Genomic DNA, 18,079 nt, shown 5'->3' on the forward strand with positions numbered 1-18,079 from the left:
ATCGGCAGGCACAAAAAAGGCCCGGCATTGCCGGGCCTCTCTCATGGGTGCCGCCGCGAGGCTTACAGGTTCGCTTCGGTGGTCTGGATCATGAACTTCTTGCGCATCGCTTCGATGTAGGCCTTGGCTGCGGCCATGCCGTCGATCTGGCTCAGCTGTTCCTTCAGCTGCTTCTGCTGCTCTGCAGTCACTTCCTTGATGTCGCCCGGATTGACCTTGTTCACCGCGAACAGCAGCGCGTGGCCATTGACGTCGACCTTGCCATAGCTCGGCTTGCCTTCAGCCGGCACCGGCGCACTGAAGATCGCGCGGTTGATTTCCGGGGTCGGCACCGGCTGGCTGCGCGGCAGGCCCGGCATCGGGCTCAGCTGCAGCTTCTCGCTGGCGGCCAGCGACTGCAGGGTGGCGCCCGCCTTCAGCTTGGCCAGGATGGCATCGGCCGCCTTGTCGCTGGCCTGGCGCTGGCGATCAGCACGGATCGCAGCGATCACCTGGTCACGGGCCTTGTCCAGCGGCAGGGCCTGTTCCGGGGTGTGTGCAGCCACACGGATGACCACGCTGTGGTTGGTCGCGCCGCCCAGGGCGATCGGGTCACTGGCGGTACCGTCCTGCACCAGCACGTCGGAGAAGGCGGCACGCAGCACGGCCGGGTCAGCGGCGATGCCGCTGGCGGTCGCGCGGGTGATCGGGCCCAGGGTCTGCAGCGGCAGGTTCACTTCCTTGGCGGCGGCCGCCAGGTCGCTCGGGCTCTTGTTGATGGCATCGACCAGGCGACCGGCCAGTTCGTTGAAGCCGCGCTCGCCGTCGGCCTTCAGCTGCTCGGCAGCCAGGGTGTCACGCACTTCCTCGAACGACTTGCCCTGGCCACCGCGCACAGCGGCCACCTTGATGATGTGGTAACCGAACTCGGTCTTGACCGGGCCGATCACGTCACCGGCCTTGGCCGCAAACAGCGCGTCCTCGAACGGCTTGACCATCGCACCGCGCTCGACCCAACCCAGGTCACCGCCCTGGTCCTTGGAGCCCGGATCTTCCGAATTGGCCTTGGCCAGCGCAGCGAAGTCGGCACCGGCCGTCTTGGCTTCGGCAGCGATCCTGTTCGCCTTGGCTTCGGCGCCGTCACCGGTGATCAGGATGTGCGAGGCCTGGCGCTGCTCCGGCGAGGTGAACTTTGCCTTTTCCTCTTCATAGCGCTTGCGCAGGGTCGCTTCATCGGCCGGGACCGGTGCCGGCAGGTTCGCACCGTTGATCTCGACGTACTCCAGCGACACGCTCTCGGCCTGGCGGAAATCCTTGCCGTGGCTGTCGTACCACTGCTTGATCTGATCATCGGTGACCGGCGCGGTATCGGCCGGTACGGGCGGCAACGCGGCCAGCTCGACGTCGCGGGTTTCGCCCAGCAGCTTCAACAGGCGCTCGGTCTCGGCCTGGGTGACGAAGCCGGAGCTCTGCAGGCCCGATGGGATCACCGACTGCTGCAGGCTCTCACGCACCAGTTCCTGGAACTGGGTCGGGGTACGCGGCGGATTGCCACCGGCCAATGCCAGCCGGTAGTTGTTCTCGTTGAACTTGCCGTTCGAATCGAGGAACGCCGGCATGGTCGCGATGTATTCGCGCACAGCGCCGTCGCCGATCACCACGCCCGCCTGTTCACCGACCAGGCGCACGACCTGTTCGTCGATCAGCTGATCGAGCACGGCCATCTTGTTCTCGGTGCTCTCGAACGCGCGCGGGTCGAAGTTGTCGCCCTGCTGCTGGCGCTCACGCATGCGCTCCTGCTCGAAACGCGTGCGGAAATCCTGCGAGCTGATCTCATGGTGCTGCCACAGCATGCGCACCGGCCACCACGACGGCGCCGAACGCCACCAGGTGGGCGGCGCGGAAACCTTGGCCACGTTCTGTGCGCCAACGCCACCGAGGTAGCTGTTGTCGATCACGAACAGGAACGGAATCATCAGCAGCCCCAGGATCACGGTGACGATCCAGCCTGAGGTCTTGTCGCGGAGTTTCTGCAGCATGGTGAGGAATCACAAGGCCTGATTGGCGAGCCCGGCAGTGTAACCCGCTTCGCCGCAGGGACCAAAAGCAGCACCGACGCGGCCTGCGCCCACTTGCGCAGGCACGCACCATCAGTGCATCGGCCAACTCCATCCTGGCGCAAAGAAAAAGCCCCCGGCTTGCGCCGAGGGCTTTTAGAGTTGGCGGAGCGGACGGGACTCGAACCCGCGACCTCCGGCGTGACAGGCCAGCATTCTAACCAGCTGAACTACCGCTCCGCGCTTGAACTTTGCAGGTGCCCAGTATATCCGAAGACTCGCTGGAAACCCAGCCCGATGAACACTTTTTTCAAAGTTTTTTCACAGGGACTTAAGAAGTCTGCAATGGCGGAGCGGACGGGACTCGAACCCGCGACCTCCGGCGTGACAGGCCAGCATTCTAACCAGCTGAACTACCGCTCCGTTCTTGCAAAGACTTTTCGCCTTCCTCCCGAACCTCTCGGTGAGAAGACAAGGCCCCCAGCCTTGAACCGGGGGCCTCGATGTACTGGCGGAGCGGACGGGACTCGAACCCGCGACCTCCGGCGTGACAGGCCAGCATTCTAACCAGCTGAACTACCGCTCCGCGTTGTTACCTTTTTGCTTTCAGCCGGCCTGGACCGGGGAGAAAACAAAGCCTCCAGCTTTTGGCCGGAGGCCTCGTTGAATGGCGGAGCGGACGGGACTCGAACCCGCGACCTCCGGCGTGACAGGCCAGCATTCTAACCAGCTGAACTACCGCTCCACACTCAAACTTTTACCGCGGTGCTGTGGTGGGTGCTGAGGGTTTCGAACCCCCGACCCTCTCCGTGTAAAGGAGACGCTCTACCGCTGAGCTAAGCACCCCAGCGAGCCGCTTAGTTTACAGCATCCTTCAGGGCCTTGCCAGCCTTGAACGACGGATTCTTCGAAGCAGCGATCTTGATGGTGTCGCCGGTCTTCGGGTTGCGGCCGGTGCGGGCAGCACGGTCGCGGACCTGGAAGGTACCGAAGCCAACCAGGGTGACCGCATCGCCGTCCTTCAGCGCCTTGGTGATGGCAGCAACGACGGCATCGACAGCGCGGCTGGACTCTGCCTTGGTCAGGTCGGCAGCTTCAGCAACGGCATCGATCAATTCGGTCTTGTTCATTCTCTACAACTCCTTTGGCGGTGGGTTCCGCTTATTCGACAGGGAAGCAACCGCACGCCATCTGCATGCGGCCGCCATGTGGAAACGGTTCGCCGAATTCCAGCGATCACCAGACTGCGACCACTCATTCGCGAGTGCTGCTTTTATACCAGTGGCCCTACCCCCACGCAAGCTGGAAAGCCAGCAACGACGCGGGTTTCGGGCCATTGGACAGCGCGCGTCAATGCTTGACGCGCGCGTTTCCACTCGGTTTGGCCTTGCTGCGCACCGTGACACGCTGCGCACTCTTGCGCGCCTTCTTCGGTGCCAACGGACGCTCCAGCGCCAGGTCCAGGACTTCTTCGATGTACTTCACCGGCACGATCTTCAGATCGCGGGTGACGTTGGCCGGGATGTCGGCCAGGTCCTTGCGGTTCTCTTCCGGGATGATGACCGTGCGGATGCCGCCACGCAGTGCAGCCAGCAGCTTCTCCTTCAGGCCACCGATGGCAGTGACGCGACCACGCAGGGTGATCTCGCCGGTCATCGCCACATCGGCGCGCACCGGCACCCTGGTCAGCATCGACACCAGCGAGGTGACCATCGCCGCGCCGGCACTCGGGCCATCCTTCGGCGTGGCGCCATCGGGCACGTGCAGGTGTACGTCGTGCTTCTGCAGGAAGTCGCTGTCGATGCCGAAGCCGACCGCGCGCGAACGCACCACCGACAGCGCCGCCGACGCCGATTCCTTCATCACGTTGCCGAGCTGGCCGGTCAGGATCAGCTGGCCCTTGCCCGGCACCAGGGTCGATTCGATCTGCAGCAGGTCGCCACCGACTTCGGTCCAGGCCAGGCCGGTGACCAGGCCGATTTCATTCTCTTCCTCGGCACGGCCGAAGTCGAAGCGACGCACGCCCAGGTACTTGTCCAGGTTCTTGCTGGACACGCTCACCAGCGCCTTCTTCTTCGCGCCCTTCTTCGCCTTCGCTGCCGGCTGCGGGCCAGCCAGCGCGATCTCCTTCACCACCTTGCGGCAGATCTTGGCGATCTCGCGTTCCAGGTTGCGCACGCCCGATTCACGCGTGTAGTAGCGCACGATGTCCTGGATGGCATCACTGCCGATCTCCAGCTCTTCCGGCTGCAGGCCGTTGGCCTTGACCTGCTTCGGCACCAGGTAGCGGGTCGCGATGTTGAGCTTCTCGTCCTCGGTGTAGCCGGGGATGCGGATCACTTCCATGCGGTCCAGCAGCGGGCCGGGAATGTTGAGCGAGTTCGAGGTCGCCACGAACATCACTTCGGACAGGTCCAGGTCCACTTCCAGGTAGTGGTCGTTGAATGCGTTGTTCTGCTCCGGATCGAGCACTTCCAGCAGCGCCGAAGACGGATCGCCACGGAAGTCCATCGACATCTTGTCGATCTCGTCAAGCACGAACAGCGGGTTCTTGCTGCCGACCTTGTTGAGGTTCTGCACGATGCGGCCCGGCATGGAACCGACGTAGGTACGGCGGTGGCCACGGATTTCGGCCTCGTCGCGAACGCCGCCCAGCGACATGCGCACGAACTTGCGGTTGGTGGCCTTGGCAATGGACTGGCCCAGCGAGGTCTTGCCCACGCCCGGCGGCCCGACCAGGCACAGGATCGGGCCCTTCATCTGCTTCACGCGCGACTGCACCGCCAGGTATTCAAGGATGCGCTCCTTGACCTTCTCCAGGCCGTAGTGGTCGGCATCGAGCGTATCCTGCGCGACCTTCAGGTCCTTGCGCACCTTGCTGCGCTTCTTCCACGGCACGCCCAGCAGCCACTCCAGGTAGTTGCGCACGACGGCGGCTTCGGCCGACATCGGCGACATCTGCTTGAGCTTGTTCAGTTCGTTGCGCGCCTTGGCTTCAACCGCCTTCGGCATGCCGGCCTCGGCAATCTTGCGGGCCAGTTCTTCCAGCTCGCCCGGCGCGTCGTCCAGGTCACCCAGTTCCTTCTGGATGGCCTTCATCTGTTCGTTGAGGTAGTACTCGCGCTGGCTCTTCTCCATCTGCGACTTCACGCGGCCGCGGATGCGCTTCTCCATCTGCTGCACGTCGATCTCGCCGTCGACCAGGCCGACCAGCATCTCCAGGCGGTCACCGACGGCCAGCGTTTCCAGCAGGCGCTGCTTGTCGGCCAGGCGCACGCTGATGTGCGCAGCGATGGTGTCGGCCAGGCGCGCCGGCTCATCGATGCCCGACAGCGTCTGCAGCAGCTCCGGCGGCAGCTTGCGGTTGGTCTTCACGTACTGCTCGAACAGCGACATCAGCGAGCGGGCAATCGCCTCGACCTCGCGCGCCTCGCGCTCGTCGGTGGCGTCGATCTCCACGGCCTGGCCATGCAGCGAGCCGTCGCGCTCGTCGACGTGGGTGACCTGCACGCGCGACAGGCCTTCAACCAGCACCTTGATGGTGCCGTCGGGCAGCTTCAGCAGCTGCAGCACCTGCGCCAGCGTGCCGACCTGGTAGAGGTCGGCCGCATGCGGGTCGTCGGTCTCGGCCGACTTCTGCGCCAGCAGCAGGATGCGCTTGTCCGCCTCCATTGCCTGTTCGAGCGCGTGCATGGACTTGTCACGGCCGACGAACAGCGGGATGACCATGTGCGGGAACACCACTACGTCGCGCAGCGGCAGGACCGGCAGGTCGAGGGTTTCACTTGGGGAACGGGCCATGGGGGCTCCAGGGAAGGGGGAAAACCGCCTCCGGGAGGGCATCTTCCGGAGACAAAAAAAGCCGATGGCCCCGTTATGGGGCCATCGGCTTTCAGATGCAAGGCATTCCTTGAAAATCCTTTCCAATCAACAACCTGGAAGGATCACTCGGCGCCTGCGGCCTTCTGTTCAGGGGCCGCCGGGGTCTGGTAGATCAGGTACGGCTCGGACTTGTGCTCGATCACCGATTCGTCCACGACCACCTTGCTGACGTTCTCCTGCGACGGCAGGTCATACATGGTGTCCAGCAGGACCGATTCGACGATGGTGCGCAGGCCACGGGCGCCGGTCTTGCGCTTGAGCGCCTTCCTGGCGATGGCCGACAACGCGTCCGGACGGAACTCCAGCTCCACGTTTTCCATCTCGAACAGCTTCTTGAACTGCTTGGTGATGGCGTTCTTCGGCTCGGTCAGGATCTTGATCAGGGCCGGCTCGTCCAGCTCCTCCAGGGTCGCCACCACCGGCAGGCGGCCGACGAACTCGGGAATCAGGCCGAACTTGATCAGGTCTTCCGGCTCGACTTCGGCCAGCACCTTGCCCACTTCCTGCTTGCGCTCGCTGCTCTTCACCTTGGCGCCGAAGCCGATGCTGCCGACGTCGGTGGAACGGGCCTGGATCACCTTGTCCAGCCCGGCAAACGCGCCGCCGCAGATGAACAGGATGTTCTTGGTGTCCACCTGCAGGAATTCCTGCTGCGGGTGCTTGCGGCCGCCCTGCGGCGGAACGCTGGCCACGGTGCCTTCGATCAGCTTCAGCAGGGCCTGCTGCACGCCTTCGCCGGACACATCGCGGGTAATCGACGGGTTCTCGCTCTTGCGCGAGATCTTGTCGATTTCATCGATGTAGACGATGCCCTGCTGCGCCTTCTCGACGTCGTAGTCGCACTTCTGCAGCAGCTTCTGGATGATGTTCTCCACGTCCTCGCCCACGTAACCGGCTTCGGTCAGCGTGGTGGCGTCGGCCATGGTGAACGGCACGTTGAGCAGGCGGGCCAGGGTCTCGGCCAGCAGCGTCTTGCCCGAACCGGTCGGGCCGACCAGCAGGATGTTCGACTTCGCCAGTTCGACGTCGTCGTTCTTCTGCCGGCTCTCGATGCGCTTGTAGTGGTTGTACACGGCCACTGCCAGCGTGCGCTTGGCACGGTTCTGGCCGATCACGTACTGGTCGAGGACCTCGAGGATCTCGCGCGGCTTGGGCAGCGAACTGCGCGCCGACTGCGCCTTTTCCTCAAGTTCCTCACGGATGATGTCGTTGCACAGCTCCACGCACTCATCGCAGATGAACACGCTCGGACCCGCAATCAGCTTGCGCACTTCATGCTGGCTCTTGCCGCAGAAAGAGCAGTAGAGGATCTTGCCGGTGTCCGTGGAACGACCTTGGCGGTCTTCGCTCATGCTTCGCTTACCCAGTTACCCCACCCGCTGAACGGGGGTTCGATTCGAGAATAGCACAGGGCCGAGGGGACACCAGTCCCACCCGACCCTGCAGGAACGAGGCCTCCCTGGCCCCGTGAAGGCCGGTCAACCGGCCTGGATCGACTCATCCGGACGACGCTCCAGGACCTGATCGACCAGACCGTAGGCCTGCGCCTCGAAGGCGCTCTTGAAGTTGTCGCGCTCGGTGTCACGGGCGATCGTCTCCAGCGACTGGCCGGTGTGCTTGGCCAGCACCTCGTTCAGGCGCGAACGCAGGGTCAGGATCTCGCGCGCGTGGATGTCGATGTCGGTGGCCTGGCCCTGGTAGCCACCCAGCGGCTGATGGATCATCACGCGCGAGTTCGGCAGCGCATAGCGCTTGCCGGCTTCGCCCGCGGCCAGCAGCAGGGCGCCCATCGAGGCGGCCTGGCCGATGCAGGTGGTGCTCACATTCGGCTTGATGTACTGCATGGTGTCGTAGATCGCCATGCCGGCGGTGACCACGCCACCCGGCGAGTTGATGTAGATGTTGATGTCCTTTTCCGGGTTTTCCGATTCCAGGAACAGCAGCTGCGCCACCACCACGTTGGCCATGTGATCGTCGATCGGACCCACGAGGAAGATCAGGCGCTCCTTCAACAGGCGCGAATAGATGTCGTAGGCACGCTCGCCGCGGCTGGTCTGCTCGACCACCATCGGAACCAGGTTCAGGGCTTTGGTTCGGTTGTCCATTACGTGAGGTACCTATCTTGGGGGGCAACAACCCCGCGCCGGCAAAGGCGCGGGGCATCCGGTGATCCGCCCGGGCTTACTGGCGGATCGCGTCCTGGAACGACAGCTTCTCTTCGGTGTGCTGGGCACGCTCGGCGATCCAGTCGATCACCTGCTCTTCCATCACACGGTTCTGCAGGCCAGACATCAACTGGGGGTCGTTGCGGTACATCTCAATGACCTGCTCCGGCTCTTCGTAGGTCGAAGCGATCAGACGCATCGTTTCATTCAGGCGCTTGGCTTCCAGACGCAGGTCGTTGATGCGGGCCACTTCACCGACCAGCAGGCCGACCAGCACGCGCTTGGCGGCAGCGTCCTTGAAGCCTTCGTGGGCATCGGCCGGGATCTCGCCGACGTTCTGGCCGTTGCGGCGCAGCTGCTCGACCTGCTGGGCCAGCATGGCGCGGGCTTCGTTCTCGACCAGGCGCGGCGGCATTTCCACCGACGAGTAGGCCGCGATCAGCTGCTCGCCCACTTCGCGGCGCAGGCGGTTCATCAACGCACCCTTCAGCTCGCGCTCCAGGTTGGCGCGGATGTCGCTGCGGAACTGCTCCACATCGCCGCCCTTCACGCCGAAGCTCTTGATGAAGGCTTCGTCGACCGCCGGCACGACCGGCTCGGAGACCTCGGTGACCTTGACGGTGACCTGCACGGTCTTGCCGGCCAGCACCGGCACGCGCCAGTCAGCCGGGAACTCGACGTCCAGGGTCTTCTCTTCGCCCTTGGCCAGGCCGACCAGGCCCTTCTCGATGGTGTCGAACATCATGCCCTGGCCGAGCACGATCGAACCCTTCTCGGTGCCCTCGGCCGGCAGGCGCTCTTCGCCGGCCTGCGACCAGGTTTCCACCGCGACCAGGTCACCGTCCTGCGCGCCACGGCTGACCGGGGCCCAGGTACGGCGCTGGTTCTGCAGGTTCTCGATCATCTGGTCGATGTCGGCGTCGGTGATCTCGGCGGTATGGCGCACGACGGTCAGCTTGCTGACGTCGATGTCGCCGAAGTCCGGCACCACTTCCACGGTGGCCACGAAGGAGAACTCACCCTCGTCGCCCTTGTCGATGCGCGGGCTGCCGACGATGCGCAGGTCGTGCTCGCGCACGGCCGCATCGAAGGTTTCGCGCAGCAGGCCGTCCAGCGCCTCGCCACGGACCTGCGCGCCGAAGCGCTGCTCGATCACCTTGGCTGGCACCTTGCCCGGACGGAAGCCCTTGATGCGGGTGGTACGGGCGATTTCGCCGAGGCGGCCGACGATGTGGCTCTGCAGACGCTCTTCCGGCAGCGAGAAGCTCAGGCGGCGTTCCAGGTTGCCGGTGGATTCGATCGAAGCTTGCATGTTGACTCCTGCCACCGGTGGCCCAGGCCCCCGGCTAGATGATTGGGATGAAACGGTTGTAAGGACACGACGTCTGGGACGCGCCTGCTTGCCGCAGCCCTTTAGTTTCGCCCAATTCGGCTTGCACTGCCAGCGCGTGCCGGTCAAGGGGGGCGCAGATGGCCCGATCAGGGCGGGGACAGGCCGGCACTGGTGCGAAAGGGGGGACTCGAACCCCCACGCCTTGCGGCACTGGAACCTAAATCCAGGGCGTCTACCAATTCCGCCACTTTCGCGTGGCCGGCGCAGGTGTTCATTGTCGCAGGCGATGACGGGAAGCGGAAGGCCTGCACAAAACTGAACATGGCAATTGTGCGCAGCCCGCGCGTTGAACCACCCCGGCGAGCGCAAGCTCATCCGGGGTGGCGGGGGTCACTGCTGCGGCCTGGCCTTGGCCGACGCCGTATCGGCACCCTGCCCGGCTGCAGGATCCACCTCGCGGATCTCCACGCCCCCGTCGCCGGTGCGCCGCAGGGCCGCCGACTCCGGCGTGGCCTTGCGCACATCCACCGAACCATCCGCATTGCGCTGCACGTCCACCGCATCGGGCAGGGCCTCCCGCTCTGCCGGCTGAGCCGGCTGCATCTGCATGGCCTCACCGACCGGGCGTGCAGGAGCGCTCTCCGTGCCAGCACCGCGTTCGACGGTCTGCGCGGGATCGTCGGCGGGCGCGCAGGCCGCCAGTGCCAGCAACGCGAAGGAAACCCACAGCGCGCGGTGCAATCGATTGATATGAGCCATCAACATCGTCCTTCGTGCATGCGCCGTCGGCGCGGAAGATCCATTGGGTGCGATGCAGGACGCGATGCGGTGAGATGCAGCGCACAGCATTGAAAACACTGATGACGTGTATGCCGCTGATTTCAGCATTGCTTCAGTCGATCCACGCCAGGCGTGGATGAAATCCCCCAGCGAACAGGCAAAAAAAAAGCCACTTGGCGGACCAAGTGGCTTTTGTCTGGTGGGCTGTCAAGGATTCGAACCTTGGACCTATTGATTAAGAGTCAACTGCTCTACCAACTGAGCTAACAGCCCGAAATCGGGGCGCGAATTATGACCCGATCCGCTCGGTGGGTGCAAGCACTTTTTTCAACGTGGTTGAAACCAGCACTGCGGGCCCCGCTCCTGCTGCAGATCCACGCCGAACGGGTTCTGCAACGCGTGATCCATCGGAACGATGGCAGTCACACCTATAAGAAAAAAGCCACCTGGCGTACCAGGTGGCTTCTGTCTTGGTGGGCCGTCAAGGATTCGAACCTTGGACCTATTGATTAAGAGTCAACTGCTCTACCAACTGAGCTAACGGCCCGTGAAACTCAGACGCACATTGTAGCGTGCTTTCTGTTTATTGCAATACCGTTTCGGCTGCGCCGATGCGGTTGAATCAGTGGGGTGGCTGAGGGGATTCGAACCCCCGACCACCGGAATCACAATCCGGTACTCTAACCAACTGAGCTACAGCCACCACTGAAACTTTCGCTCCATCGCCGATACCACTGACGCCGGAACCTTGAACATTGCCTGGGGACTGTCACCGAAGTTGCGGTCCGCCGAAGCGAGTCCGATATTCTGGTGGAGTCCTTGCGCTTTTGCAAGCACTTCTTCACATCCGTCGATGCGATCCCGGCGCTCGCCAATGGCGCGCCCGACAGGAATCGAACCTGTAACCGCCGGCTTAGAAGGCCGGTGCTCTATCCAGTTGAGCTACGGGCGCCCGAACCGGAACGGTGTCCAATCCGACGTGGCGTGGGATTGGTCGGGGTAGAGGGATTCGAACCCCCGACATCCTGCTCCCAAAGCAGGCGCGCTACCAGACTGCGCTATACCCCGGTCTTGCAATCCCCTCGGGTTGGGCCCGGGGAGTTGGTCATTGTCGCCAAGCGCGTTGGGAACTGTCAACGAAGGATGCACAGATCCCGGGCCTGCCACAACGCCGAAAGCAGTCATCGGCTATGCTGACGCCCATCGGCCGGATGGCCGTCCCGACCTTCATTCGCACGGAGAACACGCATGCGCAGCGGCAACCCGGCTCTTTCCGAGTCGACCTTCCTCGACCTCGCCAGTGGCTCGGTAGTGACCAGCCCCGACCAGGCCATGACCCTCAACGGCACCGCCAACAAGACCGGCATCCTGCTGCTGTTGACCGTGCTGACCGCGGCGTTCGCCTGGAGCCAGGCGGTCGACGAGTACGGCCAGATTTCCGGCAGCGCGAGCCTGTACGCCATCGGTGGCGCGATCGGCGGCCTGGTGCTGGCATTGATCACCATCTTCAAGAAGGAATGGTCGCCGGTCACCGCGCCGATGTACGCACTGGTCGAAGGCCTGTTCCTGGGCGCCGTGTCGGCCCTGTTCAACATGAAGTACCCGGGCATCGTGTTCCAGGCGGTGCTGCTGACCTTCGGCACCCTGGCCGCCCTGCTGTTCGCATACCGCAGCGGCCTGATCAAGGCCACCGAGAACTTCAAGATGGGCGTGGTGGCCGCCACCGGCGGCATCGCCCTGCTCTACCTGGCCTCGTTCGTGCTGGGCTTCTTCAACATCAACGTGCCGGTGATCCACGACTCCAGCTGGCTGGGCATTGCCTTCAGCCTCTTCGTAGTGGTCGTGGCCGCACTGAACCTGGTGCTGGACTTCGATTTCATCGAGACCGGCGTGGCCCAGCGCGCGCCGAAGTACATGGAGTGGTATGGCGCATTCGGCCTGATGGTGACCCTGGTCTGGCTGTATGTGGAGTTCCTGCGCCTGCTGTCGAAGATCCAGCAGCGCTGAACCAGGCAGAGCCATGAATGACAAAGGGCGCCTTCGGGGCGCCCTTTTCTCTTTGTAACGCGTGGCTGCATTTCCCGGCTAGCCAGCCACCCCAGCCTGTGCAGCGTAGTGCGCCGCAAGGTGTTCGACCAGCGCGCGCACCTTGGGCGCGAGCGCACGTGCATGCGGGTACAACGCGAAGTAGCGCCGCTGGCCGGCATGCCAGGCCGGCAGCACGCGGATCAGACGACCGGCGCGCAGATCCTCCTGCACGGTCAGCGCGGTGAACAGGCTGATGCCCATTCCGGCCAGCGCGGCGGCGTACAGCGCGGGCGTGGCATCCACGCGCAGGCGCTGCCCGGCTTCAACGCTCACGCTGGCGCCGCGCGGTCCCTGCAACCGCCAGGGCGGCATTGACGGCGTGGGACTGAAACCCAGCAGCGTGTGCTGCTCCAGATCCACAGCGTGCCGTGGCAGGCCATGGCGCGCCAGGTAGACCGGTGCGGCGACCAGGATGCGCGGGCAGCTGGCCAGCTCGCGCGCAACCAGCTGGCTGTCCGGCAATGAAGCTGCAATGCGCAGCGCCAGGTCGAAACCACCACCGACCACATCCACCACCTGATCATCCGCCGACAGGTCCAGCGTGACCTGCGGGTAACGCTGCAGGAACGAGGGCAGCCAGTGGGGCAGCTCCTGGCTGGCCACCACCTGCGGCACGCTGATCCGCACGCTGCCGCTGGGCTGCGCCTGCCCGGCGCGAGCACGATCATCCGCCTCCTGCAGGCGGTCCAGCAGCGTTGCCGCCTCGCGGTAGTAATCGCGCCCGGCCTCGGTCAATGACAGCCGACGGCTGTTGCGATCGAGCAGGCGTACCTGCAGGTGCTCTTCCAGCTGCCGCAGTTGCCGCGACATCGCCGAGTGGGTGGTCCCCAGGCGCTCGGCGGCCGCAGTGAAACTGCCCGCGTCAACGATGGCGCGCAGCGCACGCAGGGCGGCGAAGTGATCCATCGGCGGGCAGCTCCACGTGGCGGGGCCCACGGCATGCGGGCCCCGCCAGCTTATCAAGCGCCGTCACCGGCCTTGCGTACCGGCAGCGCGAGGATCGCGTCGGTGCTCATGACATCGCCGAAGGCGTCTTCGATCTGCGCCAGCGAGGCCTCATGCAGCGCGCGATGGCCGATGCGACGGCCGCCGGCCAGATCCAGATCGCGGCTGGCGCTGGCATCGGACGAGACGATCACCCGGTAGCCGCGCGGAGCCGCTGCCGCGTCGCGCGCAGCACCGGCCACGCAGGCGTGGGTCTGCAGGCCGGTGACGATCAGGGTGTCGATGCCGGCGTTCTTCAGCATCGGGTCGAGCACCGCGGCGGACGCGCCGGCGAATACGCTGACATTGTCCTTCTGCACCACGGTCTCGCCCTGGCGCGGCTGCAGGTCGCGATGGAAGGCGGCATTGACGCTGCCCTGCGCGAACAGGGGTGCGCCGGCCGGCAGCACGTGCTGGACATGGATCACGCGGATGCCGTGGGCATCGGCGAATTCGACTACCCGCCTGGCCTGGCGCAGTGCGGCCTCGCCATCGGGAATGACCATGCGGCCACCCGCAAAGCCCGGTACAGCCTTGGCATCGAAGTACTCGTTCTGGAAGTCGATCACCAGCACGGCAGTCTTCGCCGCATCCAGCGAGGTCGCGACCGGCGCACCCGCCATATGGCGGATGGTGGGATGGGCCAGCTCGGCAGCAGCAAGCGGGAGGGTGGCGGTCATGCCGATCAGGCTGGCCAGGCCGAAGGCGGTGAGGTTCATGTTCAAGCTCCGGTGCATTGGGAAGTGGGCACAGGATGCCGATCACATTACGCACGAACCAGCCGCCCAGCGGCACATGATCTGTGCGATATACGCACAGAAAATCCCCTGTAGAGCCACCCCATGGGTGGCTGCGGACCGTAGGTGCCCGTCATCCACGCATGGCGTGGATCTACCGAGCCAGCCCACAACGCAACGGGGCGCCCGAAGGCGCCCCGCTGTAGATCCAACCGAGGTCGGCCGGCCGCTTACAGGCGGCTGGCGATGGCCTGGGCAAAGCTCATGGTGGTACCGGTGCCACCCAGGTCGCCGGTCAGCGAGTCCTTGGCTTCCATGGTCGCCACGATGGCCTTGCGCAGGCGCTCGGCATTCTCCGGCTGGCCGATGTGGTCCAGCATCTGCGCGGCCGCCAGCAGCAGCGCACACGGATTGGCCTTGCCCTGGCCGGCGATGTCCGGCGCGGTGCCGTGCACGGCTTCGAAGATCGCCGCGTCCTTGCCGATGTTGGCACCCGGAGCCAGGCCCAGGCCGCCGACCAGGCCGGCGCACAGGTCGGAGATGATGTCGCCGAACAGGTTGGTGGTGACGATCACATCGAACTGTTCCGGACGCATCACCAGCTGCATGCAGCAGTTGTCGACGATCATTTCCTGGAACTCGATGTCCGGGTACTGCGCGGCGACTTCACGGGCGACATTCAGGAACAGGCCCGAGGTCGACTTGATGATGTTGGCCTTGTGCACGGCGGTGACCTTCTTGCGGCCGGTGCTCTTGGCCAGCTCGAAGGCGTAGCGCACGATGCGCTCGGAGCCCTTGCGGGTGATGCGGGTGCCGGAGAAGGCGGTCTCGCCATCGGCCGACACTTCCTGGCCTTCGGCCAGGTAGGCACCTTCGGTGTTCTCACGGACGGTGATCAGGTCGACGTTGTCGAAACGCGACTTGGTGTTCGGGAAGGTGTGGGCCGGACGCACGTTGGCGTACAGGTCGAAGTGACGGCGCAGGCTGACGTTGATCGAGGTGAAGCCACCGCCGACCGGGGTGGTCAGCGGGCTCTTCAGCGCGACCTTGTTGCGCGCGATCGATTCCAGGGTCACCGCCGGCATCAGGTCGCCGTGCTTTTCCAGGGCCACCAGGCCGGCGTCGGCGTCTTCGTACTCCAGCCCAGTCTTGAGCTGGTCGAGCACGAACAGGGTGGCGTCCATGATTTCCGGGCCAATGCCGTCGCCGCGGATGACCGTAATTTTCTGCGTCATTGATCGATGTTCCGAACAGGGGGAAAAACGCCGTCCGGACGTGCCCGGAAACGCCGGCGCAAAGGAAGTTTCACCGGCAATTATGCCTGAGCCGGGGCCGAGGTCCCAAATAGACCATGGTCCCAGTCCCCGGCTCAGGCAGAATTGCCCGCGGATTCCTCCTCTACCCCCGCCTGTCGGCGCGCCCCTTCAACAAGAAGGGGCTCCTGGGCTGTTGGATCGCGGGACAGGCCCCCTCGCGGGCCCGGTAGTGCCGGCCGCTGGCCGGCAACCCCGGCAATGTCGGGTTCAAGGGATGCCGGCCGCTGGCCGGCACGACCCTCAGTGCTCGTGCGCGGCTGGCGCGGCGGCGCCGCCTTCCAGCTGGTCGAGGAAGTCGACCGCGCGGCGCAGGTGCGGGATCACGATGGAGCCGCCCACCACCAGGCCGACCGAGAAGGTCTCGAAGAACTCCTCGCGGGTCACCCCGGCGTCCTTGCACTGGGCCACGTGGTAGCTGATGCAGTCGTCGCAGCGCAGCACCATCGAGGCCACCAGGCCCAGCAGCTCCTTGGTCTTCACGTCCAGCGCGCCGGCCTGGTAGGTCTGCGTATCCAGCGCGAAGAAGCGGCGCACCACCTGGTTCGGTTCGCCCAGGATGCGCTCGTTCATGCGCTTGCGGAACTCGGTGAACTCGGCGATGCGGTCCTTGCTGCCGTCGTCGGCCGCGCTCATGCCTCGCCCTGCCCGGCCAGCAGCGGCTCGAGCTTGCCTTCACGGTGCAGGGCCATCATGTCGTCGTAGCCGCCGACATGGACGTCGCCGACGAAGATCTGCGGCACGCTGGTGCGGCGGGTCAGCGCCATCATCTTCTCGCGCTCGGCCGGGTCCAGGTCAATGCGGACCTCGGTCCACTGCTGGCCCTTGCTCTTCAGGAAGTTCTTGGCGGCCACGCAATACGGGCAGACGGCAGTGGAATAGATGGTGATGGCGGGGGCACCGCCGGCGGTCTGGGCTGTCACGGGAAACTCCACGATGGATCGACGGTCTACATATGGTACCGGTGCGCTGGAATTTCCACGCCACGGCCGCAACACTGTGGATTAACGAATGGTTGCCCCCCGCCCTGCCACGCTTGGCGCGCCCCGCCCGAGGACCTTCTGCTTGCGAGCCCTGCTGCTGACTACCGCCGTCACCCTGGCCCTGGCCATGCCGCTGGCCCAGGCCCAGGAGAAGCTGCCCGACATCGGCTCTTCGGCCGGCGAGCTGCTGACCCCGGCCCGCCAGGCCGAGTACGGCGCGATGATGCTGCGCGAGCTACGCAACTACGGCTACCTGCTGGAAGATCCGCTGGTCAACGACTGGCTGCAGACCATGGGTACCCGGCTCGGCTCCAACAGTGACCAGCCGCGGCAGCCGTACACCTTCTTCGTGATGAACGACCGCCAGATCAACGCGTTCGCCACGCTGGGCGGCTACATCGGGGTCAATGCCGGACTGGTGCTGACCGCCGAGCGCGAGGACGAGGTCGCTGCGGTGCTGTCCCACGAAATCGCCCACGTCACCCAGCAGCACGTGCTGCGCGGTGTCGAGCGCGCCCAGCGCGACCAGATCCCGATCCTGCTGGGCATGCTGGCGGCGGTAGTGGCCGCCCAGGCCAGCAACAGTACGTCGTCCGGCAACGCGACGATGGCCGCGATCAGCTCGGGCATGGGCCTGATGCAGCAGCGGCAGATCAACTACACCCGCTCCAACGAGTCCGAGGCCGACCGCCTGGGCATCCGCACCCTGTCGCGCAGCGGCTACGACGTGGATGCCATGGCCGGCTTTTTCGAGCGGATGTCGGCAGCCATGCGCGGCAACGAAGGCGGCTACAGCGTGCCCGAGTTCCTGCGCACCCACCCGGTCAACATCACCCGCATCAGCGAGGCCAAAGCCCGCGCCCAGCAGATGAAGAAGGATACGGTGCTGCTCACCACCAGCACCCCCACCGGCGAGCGCAAGGAGCGGGTGGACCCGGCAGATCCCAGCCTGGGCGAGCCGCTGTTGCGCGGCAACAACCCGCTGCTGCCCGGCAGTGTGCTGCGCCTGCCGATCGGCCAGCTCAACCGTGGCGCCAGCGGTGACTTCGAGTGGGCGCGTGAGCGCCTGCGCGTGCTCAGCGCGGACTCCACCCCCGAGCTGGAGCGCGAGTACGCCGACCTGGCCAAGCGGCAGAAGGACGGCCTCAACGATGCGCAGCGCTACGGCCAGGCGCTGGCGGTGATGCGCGGTGGCCGTGCCGGTGCCGGCCAGGCCCGGCAGACCCTGGCCGGCCTGCTGCAGACCCATCCCGGCAACCTGTGGCTGGCGCTGGGACTGGGCGAGGCGGAGTCGCGCGCAGGCCAGGCGGCCCAGGCCAACAGCCGCTTCGAGCAGCTGCTGCGCGAACACCCCAACAGCCGCCCGGTGGCACTGACCTATGCCGAGATCCTGAACGAACAAGGCAGCCGCGAAGCCGGCCAGCGTGCGCAGGCAATGTTGCGCCCCCTGCTGTCGCAAAGCGGTAACGATCCGGTCTTCCAGCAGCGTTTCGCCCGCGCCAGCGAGCTGGCCGGCGACAGCGTGCGCGCCAGCGAGGCCTATGCCGAGGCCGCCTTCCTCAGCGGGCGGCCAGAACAGGCGCTGATGCAGCTGCAGGCGCTCAAGCGCAACCCGGCGCTGGATTACATCGGCCGCGCGCGGGTTGACGCCCGCATCGAATCGATCACCCCGACAGTGCTGGAGCTGCGCCGGCAGGGCGTGCAGGACCCGGACCTGGACCGCCGCTGAGCACCGCATGACCGGCCGATGGCAATCCAGGCCGGTTCCGGCCGGGTAG

At 65.2% G+C, this 18,079-nt stretch carries 14 protein-coding genes and 11 tRNA genes; 2 read left to right on the forward strand and 23 right to left on the reverse strand.

What is annotated here, in order from left to right; translation table 11 throughout:
- Window positions 1-62: 62 nt before the first annotated feature.
- The 18 genes from AC5P7S_RS07415 to AC5P7S_RS07500 all read right to left on the reverse strand — a co-directional run bounded on the left by AC5P7S_RS07415 (window position 63) and on the right by AC5P7S_RS07500 (window position 11,264).
- A complete protein-coding gene (locus AC5P7S_RS07415; RefSeq protein WP_053500849.1) occupies window positions 63-2,018 on the reverse strand; it encodes a peptidyl-prolyl cis-trans isomerase in 1,956 nt (651 codons plus the stop codon).
- Between the two features lie 181 nt (window positions 2,019-2,199).
- A tRNA-Asp gene (locus AC5P7S_RS07420) sits at window positions 2,200-2,276 on the reverse strand.
- A gap of 106 nt (window positions 2,277-2,382) precedes the next feature.
- Window positions 2,383-2,459: transfer RNA gene (locus AC5P7S_RS07425), tRNA-Asp, on the reverse strand.
- Window positions 2,460-2,545: 86 nt separating this feature from the next.
- Window positions 2,546-2,622, reverse strand: a tRNA-Asp gene (locus tag AC5P7S_RS07430).
- Between the two features lie 82 nt (window positions 2,623-2,704).
- Window positions 2,705-2,781, reverse strand: a tRNA-Asp gene (locus AC5P7S_RS07435).
- Window positions 2,782-2,807: 26 nt separating this feature from the next.
- A tRNA-Val gene (locus tag AC5P7S_RS07440) sits at window positions 2,808-2,882 on the reverse strand.
- Window positions 2,883-2,893: 11 nt separating this feature from the next.
- Window positions 2,894-3,166, reverse strand: coding sequence for an HU family DNA-binding protein (locus tag AC5P7S_RS07445; protein ID WP_005408270.1), 273 nt, complete (start codon window positions 3,164-3,166; stop codon window positions 2,894-2,896).
- A 220-nt stretch (window positions 3,167-3,386) separates the two neighbouring features.
- Window positions 3,387-5,837 (reverse strand): endopeptidase La, encoded by a 2,451-nt coding sequence (gene lon / locus AC5P7S_RS07450; protein ID WP_005415470.1) that lies wholly within the window; start codon window positions 5,835-5,837, stop codon window positions 3,387-3,389.
- A 143-nt stretch (window positions 5,838-5,980) separates the two neighbouring features.
- Window positions 5,981-7,270, reverse strand: coding sequence for an ATP-dependent Clp protease ATP-binding subunit ClpX (gene clpX, locus AC5P7S_RS07455; protein WP_004154600.1), 1,290 nt, complete (start codon window positions 7,268-7,270; stop codon window positions 5,981-5,983).
- Between the two features lie 126 nt (window positions 7,271-7,396).
- The gene (gene clpP, locus AC5P7S_RS07460) at window positions 7,397-8,023 is read right to left on the reverse strand and encodes an ATP-dependent Clp endopeptidase proteolytic subunit ClpP (RefSeq protein ID WP_004146318.1); all 627 of its coding nucleotides are present in this window, start codon (window positions 8,021-8,023) and stop codon (window positions 7,397-7,399) included.
- 76 nt (window positions 8,024-8,099) lie between these two features.
- Entirely contained in the window at window positions 8,100-9,395 is a 1,296-nt protein-coding gene (tig, locus tag AC5P7S_RS07465) for a trigger factor (RefSeq protein WP_005415468.1), read from the reverse strand.
- A 190-nt stretch (window positions 9,396-9,585) separates the two neighbouring features.
- Window positions 9,586-9,670: transfer RNA gene (locus AC5P7S_RS07470), tRNA-Leu, on the reverse strand.
- Between the two features lie 136 nt (window positions 9,671-9,806).
- Window positions 9,807-10,175, reverse strand: coding sequence for a hypothetical protein (locus tag AC5P7S_RS07475; RefSeq protein ID WP_095377042.1), 369 nt, complete (start codon window positions 10,173-10,175; stop codon window positions 9,807-9,809).
- Window positions 10,176-10,393: 218 nt separating this feature from the next.
- A tRNA-Lys gene (locus AC5P7S_RS07480) sits at window positions 10,394-10,469 on the reverse strand.
- A 198-nt stretch (window positions 10,470-10,667) separates the two neighbouring features.
- Window positions 10,668-10,743, reverse strand: a tRNA-Lys gene (locus AC5P7S_RS07485).
- Window positions 10,744-10,822: 79 nt separating this feature from the next.
- Window positions 10,823-10,899: transfer RNA gene (locus AC5P7S_RS07490), tRNA-His, on the reverse strand.
- A 172-nt stretch (window positions 10,900-11,071) separates the two neighbouring features.
- A tRNA-Arg gene (locus AC5P7S_RS07495) sits at window positions 11,072-11,148 on the reverse strand.
- 39 nt (window positions 11,149-11,187) lie between these two features.
- Window positions 11,188-11,264, reverse strand: a tRNA-Pro gene (locus AC5P7S_RS07500).
- A gap of 180 nt (window positions 11,265-11,444) precedes the next feature.
- Here AC5P7S_RS07500 and AC5P7S_RS07505 point away from each other — a divergent pair.
- Window positions 11,445-12,203, forward strand: coding sequence for a Bax inhibitor-1/YccA family protein (locus AC5P7S_RS07505; RefSeq protein WP_005415466.1), 759 nt, complete (start codon window positions 11,445-11,447; stop codon window positions 12,201-12,203).
- A gap of 78 nt (window positions 12,204-12,281) precedes the next feature.
- On the opposite strand, the gene AC5P7S_RS07510 is transcribed toward AC5P7S_RS07505, so the two are convergent.
- From AC5P7S_RS07510 to grxC, 5 genes are all read right to left on the reverse strand, one after another.
- Window positions 12,282-13,190, reverse strand: coding sequence for a LysR family transcriptional regulator (locus tag AC5P7S_RS07510; protein WP_005415465.1), 909 nt, complete (start codon window positions 13,188-13,190; stop codon window positions 12,282-12,284).
- A 53-nt stretch (window positions 13,191-13,243) separates the two neighbouring features.
- Window positions 13,244-13,987 carry a cysteine hydrolase family protein gene (locus AC5P7S_RS07515; protein WP_005415464.1) on the reverse strand — a complete coding sequence of 248 codons (744 nt, stop codon included), beginning with the start codon at window positions 13,985-13,987 and terminating at the stop codon, window positions 13,244-13,246.
- Between the two features lie 248 nt (window positions 13,988-14,235).
- Window positions 14,236-15,240, reverse strand: a complete 1,005-nt coding sequence (locus tag AC5P7S_RS07520) for an isocitrate dehydrogenase (protein WP_033835461.1) — start codon at window positions 15,238-15,240, stop codon at window positions 14,236-14,238.
- 321 nt (window positions 15,241-15,561) lie between these two features.
- Window positions 15,562-15,954, reverse strand: coding sequence for a carboxymuconolactone decarboxylase family protein (locus AC5P7S_RS07525; RefSeq protein ID WP_004154542.1), 393 nt, complete (start codon window positions 15,952-15,954; stop codon window positions 15,562-15,564).
- Window positions 15,951-16,241, reverse strand: coding sequence for a glutaredoxin 3 (gene grxC, locus AC5P7S_RS07530; protein WP_095377043.1), 291 nt, complete (start codon window positions 16,239-16,241; stop codon window positions 15,951-15,953). The genes AC5P7S_RS07525 and grxC overlap by 4 nt, the downstream gene beginning before the upstream one ends.
- A 142-nt stretch (window positions 16,242-16,383) precedes the next feature.
- On the opposite strand from grxC, the gene AC5P7S_RS07535 reads away from it, so the two are divergent.
- The gene (locus AC5P7S_RS07535) at window positions 16,384-18,030 is read left to right on the forward strand and encodes a M48 family metalloprotease (protein WP_095377044.1); all 1,647 of its coding nucleotides are present in this window, start codon (window positions 16,384-16,386) and stop codon (window positions 18,028-18,030) included.
- Window positions 18,031-18,079: the final 49 nt, after the last annotated feature.

This window comes from Stenotrophomonas sp. YJH_SMC_32 (genome assembly GCF_059369975.1).